16 protein-coding genes and 1 riboswitch are annotated in these 14477 nt (G+C 35.5%); of the genes, 7 read left to right on the forward strand and 9 right to left on the reverse strand.

Annotated features, from left to right (window positions below; all coding sequences use genetic code 11):
- Positions 1-38 precede the first annotated feature (38 nt).
- The 8 genes from AC27FM_RS01555 to AC27FM_RS01590 form a co-directional block, all read right to left on the reverse strand.
- Positions 39-1295 carry a LysM peptidoglycan-binding domain-containing protein gene (locus AC27FM_RS01555; protein ID WP_487085539.1) on the reverse strand — a complete coding sequence of 419 codons (1257 nt, stop codon included), beginning with the start codon at positions 1293-1295 and terminating at the stop codon, positions 39-41.
- Between the two features lie 97 nt (positions 1296-1392).
- The gene (locus AC27FM_RS01560; RefSeq protein WP_487085541.1) at positions 1393-1944 is read right to left on the reverse strand and encodes an ECF transporter S component; all 552 of its coding nucleotides are present in this window, start codon (positions 1942-1944) and stop codon (positions 1393-1395) included.
- An 83-nt stretch (positions 1945-2027) separates the two neighbouring features.
- Positions 2028-2147: riboswitch (FMN riboswitch) on the reverse strand.
- 135 nt (positions 2148-2282) lie between these two features.
- The gene (locus AC27FM_RS01565) at positions 2283-3017 is read right to left on the reverse strand and encodes a pseudouridine synthase (protein WP_487085543.1); all 735 of its coding nucleotides are present in this window, start codon (positions 3015-3017) and stop codon (positions 2283-2285) included.
- The gene (gene scpB / locus AC27FM_RS01570) at positions 3004-3537 is read right to left on the reverse strand and encodes an SMC-Scp complex subunit ScpB (protein ID WP_487086060.1); all 534 of its coding nucleotides are present in this window, start codon (positions 3535-3537) and stop codon (positions 3004-3006) included. The genes AC27FM_RS01565 and scpB overlap by 14 nt, the downstream gene beginning before the upstream one ends.
- Positions 3538-3557: 20 nt before the next feature.
- Entirely contained in the window at positions 3558-4283 is a 726-nt protein-coding gene (locus tag AC27FM_RS01575; RefSeq protein WP_487085545.1) for a segregation and condensation protein A, read from the reverse strand.
- A gap of 2 nt (positions 4284-4285) precedes the next feature.
- Complete coding sequence (locus tag AC27FM_RS01580; protein WP_487085546.1) at positions 4286-4669, reverse strand: RibT protein; 384 nt, start codon at positions 4667-4669, stop codon at positions 4286-4288.
- Positions 4670-4678: 9 nt separating this feature from the next.
- Positions 4679-5566: a site-specific tyrosine recombinase XerD gene (xerD, locus tag AC27FM_RS01585; protein ID WP_487086062.1), complete on the reverse strand. Its 888-nt coding sequence runs from the start codon at positions 5564-5566 to the stop codon at positions 4679-4681.
- 49 nt (positions 5567-5615) lie between these two features.
- The gene (locus AC27FM_RS01590) at positions 5616-6479 is read right to left on the reverse strand and encodes a CvfB family protein (protein WP_487085548.1); all 864 of its coding nucleotides are present in this window, start codon (positions 6477-6479) and stop codon (positions 5616-5618) included.
- Between the two features lie 358 nt (positions 6480-6837).
- On the opposite strand from AC27FM_RS01590, the gene AC27FM_RS01595 reads away from it, so the two are divergent.
- The 7 genes from AC27FM_RS01595 (at position 6838) to AC27FM_RS01625 (ending at position 13562) form a co-directional block, all read left to right on the forward strand.
- On the forward strand, positions 6838-7959 hold the full coding sequence (locus tag AC27FM_RS01595; protein WP_487085550.1) for an NAD(P)-dependent alcohol dehydrogenase: 1122 nt from the start codon (positions 6838-6840) through the stop codon (positions 7957-7959).
- A gap of 178 nt (positions 7960-8137) precedes the next feature.
- Positions 8138-9004: an ABC transporter ATP-binding protein gene (locus AC27FM_RS01600; RefSeq protein WP_487085552.1), complete on the forward strand. Its 867-nt coding sequence runs from the start codon at positions 8138-8140 to the stop codon at positions 9002-9004.
- Positions 8997-9758, forward strand: coding sequence for an ABC transporter permease (locus tag AC27FM_RS01605; RefSeq protein WP_487085554.1), 762 nt, complete (start codon positions 8997-8999; stop codon positions 9756-9758). Before AC27FM_RS01600 ends, AC27FM_RS01605 begins: the two co-directional genes overlap by 8 nt.
- Entirely contained in the window at positions 9755-10885 is a 1131-nt protein-coding gene (locus tag AC27FM_RS01610) for a sensor histidine kinase (RefSeq protein WP_487085556.1), read from the forward strand. Before AC27FM_RS01605 ends, AC27FM_RS01610 begins: the two co-directional genes overlap by 4 nt.
- Positions 10863-11468 (forward strand): response regulator, encoded by a 606-nt coding sequence (locus AC27FM_RS01615; RefSeq protein ID WP_487085557.1) that lies wholly within the window; start codon positions 10863-10865, stop codon positions 11466-11468. The genes AC27FM_RS01610 and AC27FM_RS01615 overlap by 23 nt, the downstream gene beginning before the upstream one ends.
- Positions 11469-11543: 75 nt before the next feature.
- Entirely contained in the window at positions 11544-12365 is an 822-nt protein-coding gene (locus AC27FM_RS01620) for a Cof-type HAD-IIB family hydrolase (protein ID WP_487085558.1), read from the forward strand.
- A 228-nt stretch (positions 12366-12593) separates the two neighbouring features.
- Positions 12594-13562 (forward strand): cation diffusion facilitator family transporter, encoded by a 969-nt coding sequence (locus tag AC27FM_RS01625; RefSeq protein ID WP_487085560.1) that lies wholly within the window; start codon positions 12594-12596, stop codon positions 13560-13562.
- A gap of 117 nt (positions 13563-13679) precedes the next feature.
- Here AC27FM_RS01625 and AC27FM_RS01630 read toward each other — a convergent pair whose 3' ends face one another.
- On the reverse strand, positions 13680-14474 hold the full coding sequence (locus AC27FM_RS01630; protein ID WP_487085562.1) for a DUF4931 domain-containing protein: 795 nt from the start codon (positions 14472-14474) through the stop codon (positions 13680-13682).
- Between the last annotated feature and the right edge of the window lie 3 nt (positions 14475-14477).

Here is a 14477-nt window from a genome sequence, read left to right on the forward strand (position 1 = left end):
ACAAAACAGTGTCTTGTCCCAGTCTACTATAATAATTATTATTTAACTCTTAATTGTGTTCCTGGTGTTAGTGTCGAGATACCACCGTTTAGACTCTGTAACTGAGCTGTCGTCAAATTATTGTTGTATGCAATTCTGAACCAATTATCACCTGATTTTACTGTATAGTACGATGCTGCACCACTATCAGCTGTATCTGAAGTCGAACCATTATCAGTAGTAGTACCTGAATTATTATTGGTATCAGTATTTTGCTGTGTCTGTGTATTATCAGTAGTATTGCTAGTAGTGTTGTCACTAGCTGTTGAGTTATCGGTAGTATTATTGGAATTATTAGAAGCGGCAGCTTCTTTTTCAGCTGCGGCTTTTTTAGCTGCTGCTTTCTTCTTTGCAGTTTCCTCAGCCGCTTTCTTATCTGCAGCTTTTTTGGCTGCTGCCTTTTTCTCAGCTGCTGCCTTCTTCTTTGCGGCGGCCTTTTTAGCGGCGGCCTTTTTAGCGGCGGCCTTATCCTTACTCTCTGAAGAGTTGGAAGATTGCGAACTATCTAGTTCACCGCTACCACTATTACCGCGAACGGCACTGATTACTACTGGAGTAAACATAATAATAATCAAGCCGATTACTAATGTAGCAACCAACGTATGATTACCACGTTGCTTACCTTTGCTTACGGCACGAGAAACATGACCCTCTTCATCCTCATCAGAATCAAACGTCTTCTCCCATGGTTTTTCATCGTCTTCAGAATCATCTGATTGAGATTCATCAGTTTGGGAATCACCAGTTGTATCATTAGTATCTTCATTATTAAGATCTGGTTCATTGTCACCTAGCTCATCCTCTGCAGAAACATCATCTGAACCTTGACCTGAATGCCCAGCAACATAACCAGCGGCCGCAGCAGCTGCGGCTGGAGCAACATTACTCTTGTCATCGGACTTTTCCGATTGGCTCAAATGATCTCCACCGTTTTTGCTAGCTTGCAAATGATCATAATCATCCTGAGCTGCTTCTTCAGAATCAGGTTCATCGAGTGGTTCGTCATAGTCATCTTGAACATCAACATTATCATTAACATCGTCTGAATATGGTTCTGCTGGTTGAGGCTCAGAGTATCCATCCTCACCGGGAGTTTCTTCGATATTCTCGCCACTATCAGTAGGGATATCTTGACCGTCAGATGGCAATAAATTGTATTTTCTCAAATCTTCAGGACTAACGGAACCATCCAGACCGTCAGTGCTTTTAGGGATGCGAACACCACCAGAAGTATTGTTTTTGTTATTATCGGCCATTAAAAACCAACCTCCTAATTTCTATCCCTTAAAGCATATCATAAAACTTTAAAATTTTTCTTTAAAGATTTATAAAAAGCCCTTAAATATACCTTTTTTATTTAATAAAAAAGTGACCTTTCAATTTAGGATAACAAACGATCACACCAGCAGAAATAATTAGTGCTTTAACGATATTAAATGGTACTACTCCGGTAGCAACATACGTTGCTAAATTCATATTTAATTTCATCCCGACGACACCCATATACAATGGCATAACGACGAAATAATTTAATATCGACATAATAACTGTTAGCGAAAGTGTTCCCATGATAACTGCCATGACTTTTTTATTCTTCTGCCAAAAATAGTTAAATGGAAGTAATAGTGCGATGGCTCCAACTATACTTGCACCGTCCCCGATTATCCCTGCTACACCTGAACCAGTGATCAGCCAGTGAACGATCCCCTTAATGAAGGCAATTGCAATTCCTCCCACTGGTCCGTATGCGAATGTTCCAATGATCGTTACAACGTCACTCAGATCTATCTTCAAGAATGGTAACCAAAACAATACTGGAAATTCAAAAAACATTACAATAGATGCTAATGCAGAAAAAACTGCTACTCCTATCAATGCGTGAAATCTATATGTACTTCTTCCCATAAAATCAACCCTTCCCGTCGATTTTCAAAAGAAAAAAGGTCTGCTTTGAAATACACCTAAATAGGGCACGTCAAAACAGACCTCTCCGTTTTCTTTCATCTAGACTTTAACTATCGGTTTGGGAATTACACCCAATCAACCAGCAACGCTGGGTCGCGGACTTTACCGCCGGTCGGGAATCGCACCCTGCCCTGAAAACCAACTTATTAAATTTTTCACTTTTAATATATCAGACTATTTATTAATTTACAACTGTTTAAAAAACTTTGAAACGTACAATAAATATGCCAATTCATATATCAATTACAGATTATATTCTATATTACTTCAATTATCGACTAACGTCTCTCTTTTAGCTGAGCAACTTCAAGACGAGTCAAGTTTCTATACTTACCAGAAACTAGACCATCTAATGTCAAAAAGCCATATTTTTCACGAGATAGTTTTTCGACTGGATGTCCAACATTTTCAAACATTTTCTTAACTTGATGATTATGACCTTCGTGAATCACGATTTTTACTAATGAAGTGTTCTTTTTATTATCTTTAGACATTACATGAATTTTGGCAGGCGCAGTCTTGAATTCCTTCTTGCCTTCCTTGATCTTCATGCCGTGTTCCATTTTTTTGATTTCTTCAACTGTTAAGAAACCACGAACCTTAGCTACATATGTCTTATCAACATGGTAGCGAGGATGCATCAATTGATTAGCAAATTCTCCATCATTGGTCAATAATAACAAACCTGAGGTATCGTAATCTAGACGGCCGATCGGATAGACACGTTCTTTAACATCATCTTCAAGCAGATCGGTTACGACCTTCCTATCCTTATCGTCTTTAACTGCAGAAATAACTCCACGTGGTTTGTACAACAAAATATAACGTTTCTTCTCATCATGAAGTGGAATTCCATCTACTTCAACTTTATCGCGTTGATCAACTTTGATCCCCATTTCAGTCACTGTTTTACCGTTAACGACAACGTGGCCTTCCGCAATCAACTTCTCCGACGCACGACGTGATGCAACACCTGCATCTGCCATATATTTTTGTAATCTAACTTTCTCCATCTAAATCTCCCATATTTTCTTCTTGTGTATTTTCAAACTTTTCTATCGGTGGTAAATCTTTTAAACTTTTGATTCCAAAATAATCAAAAAAATCATCTGTAACAACGTATAGATTGGGATGTCCGGGAACATTTTTTTTACCATTTTCCATTATTAAATTTCTTGCTAATAATGTATTGATACTACCAGAACTCTGAACACCACGAATCTCATCTATCTCGATCCTAGTGATCGGTTGACGATATGCGACGATTGAAAGGACTTCTAACGCAGCCTGACTCAGCTTCGTGCCTAGACCTGATTTAAAATATCTCGTCAGCAAGTCGCTGTATTCGCTCTTAGTAATTAATTTATATTTTGAATTAAAATCAACCAATTGAATACCAGAATCTGGATCACTAGCTAATTTCACTTTTAACAAATCAATATTCTGTCTAAGGGCCGCACTATCTATTTCCAATAACTCGGCGAGACTTTTTTCTTTAATACCTTGATCACCCGCAACGAAAAGTAATGCCATAATTTTTGCTTGATACAATGTTAATTCCTCAATTCAATTATTAATTCACCATCGAGACTATCTTGGACAGCTGTGATTTGCTGTTTGCTTATCATCTCTAAGATCGCCATAAAATCTGTTACGACTTCTTCAATATCGTTTTGTATCTTTAACAGCGACTTGAATGTCGCACGTTTAGCGATCGACAACTTATTCAAAATGTTTTCTTCTGCATCCTCTATCGATAGAACTTCATTTTGAATTATTTCAGTCTGTGGCTGACGATTGTTTTCTTGCCTAAGCAATTCAACATACGTTGTCGTCAGATCTTCTAATGCCACAGAATCAGGTTTTAAGAATTGTTCCAATTGAATTTGTGGAACACTCATATCTTTGTCAAACGACAATTTCCTCATTTGAGCCTTTTCATCGAAGTAAGCCGAAACCTGCTTAAAAGTCTGATATGTCAGTAGTTGCGAAACTAATTGTTCTCGCGGATCGTTCATATCGAAATCTTCGTCGACTTCATCTGGAGATTGTGGCAACAACATTTTGCTCTTAATAGACATTAATGTCGATGCCATAACCAAGTAATCACCAGCTATATCTAATTCAAGAACTTTCATACTGTTCAAATAATCGATATATTGCTGAGTTATTTGTGCAATCGGAATATTGTAAATGTCGATTTTAGATTCCTTGATCAGATGAAGCAACAAGTCGATCGGTCCCTCGAAGTCTGTTAATACTAATTTTAGTTTTTCCATGACTATTCTTCTGACGTCTCACTCTCTTTATCGGCATTTTGATCACGCCAAGATTTTAATAGTTTACCCAAATTAAAATTGCCTAAGATCGATAAGTCTGGAAACTTACGTTGAATGTCATCAAAGATCTTAAAAATATTGCTCTGCGATCGATATGAGGGACTTAACGAAATATACTCGATAAAAATTGTATGATCCGAAAAAGAAAGCGCCACAATGCCTGAGTAATCTTCAATATTACTCTTCCACAAATAAAGTTGGCGGTTCTCATCTTCTTTGTATAACTTCAATTCTTGATCCAAATTAGACATATCTTTTAAATCTGGGATATATGACAAAAATCCCATTGCAATTTTTTTATTTTCATCACTATATTTATTGAGCATGACTACCTCCTATGCACGGGGATGTGAGTTTTCATAAACCTGCTTCATTCTCGTTTTATTGATATGTGTATAAATCTGGGTAGTAGAAATATCAGAGTGACCTAATAACTCCTGAACAACACGTAAATCTGCACCATTTTCGAGTAAATTGGTCGCAAAAGAGTGTCTCAACGTGTGCGGTGTGACATCTTTTTTTATTCCAATCTGTGCAATATATTTTTTTATCATGCGCCAAATTGATTGACGAGTTAATTTATTACCACGGAAATTCAAAAAAACTTCTTTTTGTTCACCATATCTTTGGACTAACTGCTCACGTGTTTCCGCAAAATACTTTTTGAGCCAAGTTATTGCAGTATCACCGATTGGCAATAATCTTTCTTTATCACCTTTTCCCAATGTTTTGATCAGGCCTAAGTCAAGATGTAAATCACCCATAGATAAATTAACTAATTCACTTACTCGCAATCCCGTCGCATACATGACCTCAAAAATTGCTCTGTCTCTGATGCCCAACGGTGTAGATATATCCGGCGATTCAATCAGTCGATTGACTTCATCCATGGATAAAACCACCGGCAAATGTTGGCCTTTCTTTGGTGCATCTAATTCGTTCATAGGGTTAACTTGAATTTTATTGATCAATTCCAGCCACTGATAAAATCGCTTCAATGATGAGAACATCCTCATCTGTGTAGTTTTAGACTTACCAGCTTTGTCTTGATCCGCAAAAAAATTAGTAATGACAAAGTGATCTTCAGGATACTGTGACTTGTGATTGCCTTCTAAAAAATAACTGAATTCTAATAAGTCTTGTTGGTAAGAAGTAATGGTATTTTTAGATAATCCCCTATCCAGTCTCAAGTAACGTCCATAATCAGAAATCATATCGATCATTGTCTGATTATGAATTGTTAGGCTTTTTGTCAAAAACTTTCACCTCTATTTAAGATTTAAGATAGGTATAACCATCTTTTTGTTCGATTTTTCTTTGTTTCATTAAGCTACCTAGTGCACGTTTGAAACTACCTTTACTGATACCAAAATAATCTTTGATATCATCTGGATCACTCTTGTCTGTATATGGAATCTTCCCATCTCTGGAATGCTCCAAAACCGCCATGATCATTTGTGCATCAGGTGTGATTTCTTCATAGGCACGTGGTCTCATAGACAAATTGAGACGACGATGACTTGAACCAATAATACGACTCTTAACATGTTGACCAATGTGCAATGGTCCATCTTGCTCATTTACATGAATGAATCCAATATAATAATCCTCTGTGATAACGAATGTCCCTGATTCTCTAATAGCGATAACAGTTCCTTCTACATCTTTGTTCTTCAGAGAATCATTTGCACTACGAACTAATTGCAAATAAAGATTCAAGTCGGCTAACTTGCCCCATAGTCGTCCCTTGTGATCAACATCTAGTTTGACCATAACGCGGTCGCCTTTCTTAGGCCATTCTGAATGTTCAAGTGGAAGATCATCGAACGAAACAACTATATCCTTATCTACCAATCCGACATCCACAAATACACCGAGGTCGGTTCTAACATTCGTAACTTCGGCATAATCCCATATTCCCGGCATTACAGTTGGTAAATCCACTGTCATACGATTTTTATGTGATTGATTTTCATAAACAAAGCCAGCTATTTCATCGCCTAATTCAGGAGTTTCTTCTAATTCAGTTAATTCAAGTGAAAACGTATATCCATCAATTTGAACAAAGGCTTCGTCTTTATTCAAGTCAGTGACTGTTCCTGACATGACTTTTCCGTACATATCTTTTAATTCCATAATTTCTCCATATTCTCCAGTTAATAATCATAATCAATAATTACACATGCTCTTAGCTAGTTACTATTTTAACAGTTATCCTCAGAGTTACATAATTATTTTAGCTGAATAATTGTATCATGTTTTCAGTTATTTTTTTGATAAATTTATTATTAATTTGATTAGTTTAAACACCCACTTATATTGCCTTTACATCAGGGGTATACGTTTACATAAAATTTGTGAATAATTACTTTTCACGTGTAAAGTCACAATTTTTTTCAAATTCAACATTGAATTATCAAATACATTGTGAAATAATTTTCTATGTGGTAAACGTTTCCAAAATATTTTTAATACAGAAAGAAGATTTTAATTTATGAAAATTAAAGCCGCTGTTGTTGATAAAGTAAACGATCCATTTGTAATCAGAGATGATATCGAACTCGCTGAGATGGAAGATGACGGTCTTCAAGTTAGAGTTGTCGCTTCAGGTATTTGCCACTCTGATGAAGCTTTGCGTAAAGGTGATGCTGGATTCAACCTTCCTGCTATTCTAGGCCATGAAGGTTCAGGTATCGTTGAAAAAGTAGGTAAAAACGTCCACAATTTTGAAGTTGGTGATCACATTGTTATGTCATTCTATTCATGTGGCGAATGTGATAATTGTTTGAAAGGTAAACCAACACAATGCCGCAAGTATGCTGCCTCAAACTTGAGTGGAACACGCCCTGATGGTAGTGATCACTTCACAGAAAATGGTAAGCATGTGAATGATATGTTTAATCAATCATCATTTACAACTCACACGGTTATCGATAAAAGAAATGCTGTTAAAGTATCTAAAGATCTTGATTTAAGAAAACTCGGACCCCTAGGTTGCGGATACGTAACTGGTAGTGGTACTGTCTTCAATACTCTAAAAGCAAAACCAGGTGACACGATTGCTGTCTTTGGTACAGGTGCCGTTGGCTTGGCTGCCATGATGGCTGGTAAGATATCAGGTTGTACACACGTTATCGCCGTTGATATCATTCCTGAACGTCTTGAATTAGCTAAGAAAATGGGTGCAACTGATCTTGTAAACAGTAAAGAAGAAGATGCTGTTGAAGCAATCAAGAAAATCACTAATGGTTTAGGCGTTGACTTGGCTGTTGATACAACTGGTATCGCAAAAGTTATGACTGACTCTATCGCCGCTCTAACACAAGGTGGTACAACAGCAACCATCGCCGTAACACCAAACAATATCGAAATCAGCACATGGAACGACCTATGTGTTGACGATAAGAAGATTGTCGGTGTGAATATGGGTGACGCCATTCCTCAAGTCGACATCCCTCGCTTGATCGAATTCTACAAACAAGGATCGTTCCCATTTGACTTGACTGAAAAGTTCTATGACTTCGATCAAATCAATGAAGCAAACGCTGATTCAGTCAATGGTAAAACTATCAAACCTGTTTTGATCATTGATAAAGATTACAAACCCGGAGAATAATTAAATAAATTCTGTAATAAAAATAATAAGTCCACTGATGAACTAGAAATTCATCAGTGGACTTTTTCGTTTTTATTATGTTCATGACAAATGTCATTGCAGGATGTGACATTGCATACTGTCAGAGACGACCCCAAAAAGATATATTGATCTTATCAAAATAAAGGAGTCGATAATTATGCCATCTATTACAGTTGAACACATTAATAAGAGTTTTAAAAAGAAACAAATATTAAAAGATGTTAGTTTTAAAATTACTAACCATCAAATCATCGCTTTGATTGGTGAAAATGGTGCTGGAAAAACTACTTTGATCAATATTATATTGAATCTGATCTCAACTGATTCGGGGAATGTCACCAAATTTGATCGTCAAGAAATTGGTGTCATGATGCAAAATGACATAAGTCTAAGCCGTATCAAAGTTCAAGAACTGATTAAATTAGTCCAAAGTTACTATGATCGTCCCCTACCTTATCCTGAACTACTCAAAATATCTAATCTCAGTGAATATCAAAAATCATATGTCCGCTCCCTTTCTGGTGGACAGCGTCGACGCTTATCCTTTGCACTCGCAATGGCTGGAAATCCAAATTTATTATTTTTGGATGAGCCAACGGCTGGTATGGATACTCGTAGTCGCCAAGATTTTTGGAATGAAATAATTAAACTAAAGCAATCCGGTAAAACTATTTTTGTTACTAGCCACTATTTAAACGAAATAGAAAACACTGCTGATCGAATTATTTTTTTAAAAGACGCATGCATTAAATTCGATGGTAGTTTAAATCAATTGCAGAAACTTGTTGGTGTAAGCAAAATCGAATTCGACTCACAATTAAGTAAAGTATTATTTCAAAGATTTTCAGGAATACTAAATTTAACACAAAGAGATCACCATTTCACGATCGATACTAAAAATGTAAATGAAGTTATGGAACAACTTACTCCACTGTTGAATTCTATTACCAATTTGAAAATCCAACAAAACACTCTGGATTCATTATTTACAAATTTACAAAATGAAGGTGAAAAAAATGCGTAATTTCTTATATCAAGTAAAAATAAACTTTCTTCGTATAATCCTGAGAAATAAACGATTTTTATTTTTTAATACTTTAATGCCATCACTTTTCTATTTACTTTATACAAAGGTCATTCCAGTTAGTGCAAATGGGGCTAGTCTCGACAATTGGCAAAAAAGTTATTTAATTAGTATGATCATCTACGCTTGTTTATTAGGTTCCATTTTTACCGTCTCCAATACCTTGCTTGAGGAGCAAACTAGTCATTTTAATCTGCTGGTAAAAATCAGTCCTTTACCTTTGTTGCAATATTACTGCTCAATGATCGTAGTATTTATCACCTTGAATTTTATTTCGTCCAGTTTCATATGTTTAGTTGGGATATTAGTAAATCATATTTCATTGTCATTACCAATTTTGATATTTGTATTGTTAGTTAGCGTTGTGGGAACTATCCCTCTGATCATGATAGGGATAATCATCCCACTGTTAGGCAGCAGTAACACTGTTAATACCTTGAATAATCTGATCACCTTCCCATTGGCTATCATAAGTGGACTATGGTGGCCCATAGAAATAATGCCCAAATGGATACAGACAATAGGTAAATTGACACCAACATATTCTCTATCTAAAATCGATGATAATATAATTTTTAATGCCAATACACCTAACGTTTATTTAATTAACATAATTACTTTTTTCATCATTATTAGTATAATGATCGTGATTACTTTCCATTTTAAAAAACATCAGGAGTTAATCATTCAATGAATTTTTTACAGAAGCACGTCCTTTATCCAAAACGCTTTGGTCTCATGCCTTACTTTTGGTCAGTTGGATTATTCCTATTAACTGATTCATTCCTATTTAGTAACGGCGTATTCGACTGGGTCTCTTTTGTGCTACTGGTAGTTTTTTTAAAAATTTATCGTGATAGTTATTTAAATGGTCGTTTTTTTAAATTAGAGTTCCTATTACAATTATTACTTGCAGACTACTTTTCGATCAACAAATCATTCGGTACTTTGTGGATCTTTATTGCATGGCAAATTGGTTCGATCAATATTGATCGAAAGACTTTTAATAAATATAATTTATATTATCTGATATCCTCTGTACTCACTCTTCTATACTACTTCACAACACATCGGACAGAATATCAATCTATCACTAATAGTGATGTCATCACTTTATTTTTTGCTCTCGGATCCCCCTTCGCCGCACGTTCACTTCACAACACTTATAATAGAATTTATGATTTAAAAGCACGTAACAAACGCTTGGAAACTATCATACGTCAAAACGAACGTGAACGAATCGCAAAAGACTTGCATGACAATCTCGGGCAATCGTTTTCCTTGATAACTTTAAAAGCCGAATTAGCTAGTAAATTAATGCCAGCTGATACGGCACGTGCCCAAAGCGAATTATCTGATATTGTTTCAACATCAAGAAAAAATCTCGATCTTGTCAGAAAAATCGTTGCTGGACTTAATTCAAAAAGTATTGCTACGGCAATGATCGAGGAAGAAAACAACTTAAAGGCTAAAAAAATCGGCTTGGAGTCTAATAACGAAAAAGTCTCCTCGGGTTGGCCACAAAATATCCAAGATATTTATAGTGCTGTCATCAAGGAATCTATCACTAATATAATCAGATACAGTAATGCTACTATGGCCACACTCACTTTTAAGGATGATTCTAGATTCTATTCGGTTGAGGTCAGAGACAATGGAATCGGAATTTCTGAGGATGACAAGCACTCATTTGGCATTCAAGGTATGGATCAACGATTACAAAGTGTAAATGGCACATTGGAAATAAAATCCCATTATGGCACTTGCCTAACATTCAAAATTCCTAAGGAAGAAAATCATGACAACAATCTATCTAGCTGAAGATCAAGCTATGCTCAATAGTGCTTTAGCAACTTTATTAAATTTAGAAAATGATTTAGAAGTGATTGGAACCGCCACAGACGGTAAAACTGCACTTGAAGAAATCATTCAACAAAAACCGGATGTGGCTATTTTGGATATTGAAATGCCTCAAATGACAGGGTTAGAAGTTGCTACTAATTTACGAATGATCAAACAAGACTTAAAAATAATCATTCTGACGGTTTTTGCTCAAGAAAATTATTTTGAAATAGCTGTAAAGGCAGAGGTTAATGCTTATCTTTTGAAGGACAATCCAACTGATGAGTTAATTAAAACCATCCATGAGATACTAGGTGGTAAGATCGTCTATTCACCTGAATTAGTAATAACCGTTCTGAATGCCGAAAAGAATCCTTTAACCGATCGAGAGATGGATATCGTCGATAAGCTTAATCAAGGATTCTCCAATAAAGAAATTTCCAAGGCCGTTTTTTTGTCAGAAGGAACTGTAAGAAATTATATTTCTTCAATTCTTAGTAAAACTGGTGCCCACTCACGCATCGAAGCTCTGAATACTATCAAACGCAATAAGTGGATCTAGATTTATGAGGATAATTCCCGAAAAAAAGCGTAATTTAGTTTACAATTAAATATATTACGAAAAAGGGAGAATATCATGAGCTACAAATTAATTGCCTTAGATTTAGATGACACTTTATTAACGTCACAGAAAACTATTTCTGAAAAAAATAAAGAGATGATCAAACGTGCATTAAAAGAGAATATTAAAATCGTTCTCTGCTCCGGTCGAACCCACAATGCCGTGATCAACTACGCCAATGAGTTGGGAATCACTGGAGCTGATCAATACATGATCACTAATGGTGGAGCTATAATCGAAAATATGAATCAAGAAATCCTGTATCGTAATTCACTCAGTAATTCATCTTATAGGGAAATAGTTAATTTCATTAAGGAACATCATCTACACTATAACGTCGTCGATGATCAGGCTAGAACTTACACCAGTCATGAGGACTGGATCGACAAATATACCATTACTCAGGCCTTCGAGAATGATGGAGGTTTATATATTCGTGAACCTGATCAACTACCTGATGATTTTGAAATTCTCAAATCAATTATCAATGGCAACGAAAAGGATTTAGACGCAATTTCACCATTAGTCCATAAAACTTTTGATGACAAATATTATGTAGTAAGAACAGGTGTCGGGTTTCTAGAAATCTTCCCTAAACATGTCAATAAAGGCGAAGCCTTGAAACATCTGGCCGGTTTACTTGGCATTGAATTATCTGAAATAATAGCAATGGGTGATCGTGATAACGATATTTCGATGTTAGATACTGCCGGAATGGGTATAGCTATGGAAAACGGACAACCAGGAGTTAAAAAAGTAAGTAATTACATTACTACCGATAACAATCATGATGGTGTTGGAAATGCCATCGAAAAATTTATTTTTGATTTAAATTAAGTAATTATTAATTCGAATAATACCACATACCAATGTTAACTACCTCAAAAAGGGCAACGTATTAAAATCAACTTAATGCGTTGCCCTTACTTTATTATTCGATAAACTTAAAAAAATGAATTTTAAAATATGCAAAATGCTTGGCTAAGTAATTAGTCTATGTTAGTTTCTATGCGATACTTATGAATATTTATAATGAAAAAATGTAACATCTTCAGAGGCAAATCAATGTATAAAAGTTGGCATGAAATTCAACTCAGAGTAATTACAGAAATGAAGAGTACTCAACACCATTTATGGAGAAACGCTCTTGTCTATCTATGTTTAGCAACGATAGAATATTATTTATCAATGATCGGTCATTCACAAGTTCTTCGTGCCGACGCTTTCAATAATCTATCAGGTATCTTGGCATCTGGACTGTTGATCACCGGCTTGTTAGTCGCAACTAGAACGCATGATGATGATCTATTTGGTGCTCCAATCTCTGAAAGAGAGATAAATAACATAGGTCCTCGCATTCAGCAATCACGTTTTCGCTACGAAACCATCTATGCGATGATTTCTGGATTGATAATGGCAATATTCTCAGTCAACATTATTTACAAAGGAATTATTTCATTATTACATCAAAACAAAATAAAAACACCCTTGCCAATCACTGGTTGGGGTGCTCTGATTTCAGCTGTACTTTTATTCATTCTATATTACTATACCAACAAGAATCAACAGCGGCTTAATAACTCTACATTGGAGGCTGCTGCTAAAGATATTTTAAGTGATGCATTGACCAGCCTAGTGACAGTCATCTCGATCTTGAGTACGATCATCTTTCATCAAAGATGGCTGGACGGTCTAGCAAGTATTGGTGTGGGATTCTACATTCTCTATTCTGGAATCATAATCTTCCAAACTAATTCTCTAAAACTCGTCGACTACTTTGATCCTAAACTGGAAGCTACTTATGAGCAACAATTAGAGAAATTCCACAGTGTTAATAAGGTGATTTATCTGAAGGCCTATTACGTTAGTAATATTATTATCCTCGATACAACCTTAGAAGTGGCCCCACAAATGACCTCTGAAGGTATCTATCAATTATCACAACACATTAACTCAGTCATGCAAGAAAAATTCAATATCACAAGAACAAATATTCAAGTAGAACCTAGCATCAGGCGCCATCCGATAAATTAATACTAAAGTAATTAAGCTCAATAATAATGCCATTCCCAATTACGATAGCTTTGGTGTTAAAAATAATAAAACTGTGCTCGCAAACACTTCTGAGACATCTGATATCTTTTTTGACAATTACTGGTCAAATTCAGCAGATTCCGCTTGTTCCCTTAGTTGTTGCAAAAGCTCTTTCGAAATATCAGCCATTTGTGCGTCACTGTCTTTTTGGGATAGCTTATAGCCAACAAAGTATGGCGAAACGACAAATCTAGGCACGACCTTACAAATAATCTGTGTGGCTGTTTTGTAGAAGAATAGATTATAAGAATTACATCTGCCACTATAAAAATTATTCAGTACATACTTCACAGTAACTCTGACGAATTCTGCCATATCTCGCAAATATTTATCATCGTTGATAACAACATTGAATTCAACAAAACCCATAATAGGTTTTTCAGATAGGTTGAGATTTATGTGATCTGAATTCCACACGTTAATCCCCACAAAATTATCTTCTTGAATACCGTTATATCCATTGACGTTGTCTAAACCAACAATTTGTAGGTGGGGATGGGTCAAACTGCCACCAGACATTGGTCCAAAATTTTTATACATCAAAACACTCTCATATTTGTCACTTTGAAGCATTTTGTTCCAAGAATCATATGCGAATTGAAAAACACTGGCATTCTTTTGTACTGAATAATTAGAAATATCACCATCATGAACATGTGATTCTATTAAAACCGTTTGATTAGTATCTTTTAAAGTTCGAAATTTATTTTCTAACCAAATCATGTCGTCTTTTTGATCAATAATATTCGTTAAATGTTCTGTATCACAAAATGGGCAGTAGTTAGTTTCGTGACGAATATTATTTGGCTTACCTTTGGCATTATTAATTTCAAAAACAAGTACATCTTTCAAGCT

It is taken from the genome of Companilactobacillus sp. y65-5, from assembly GCF_057541095.1.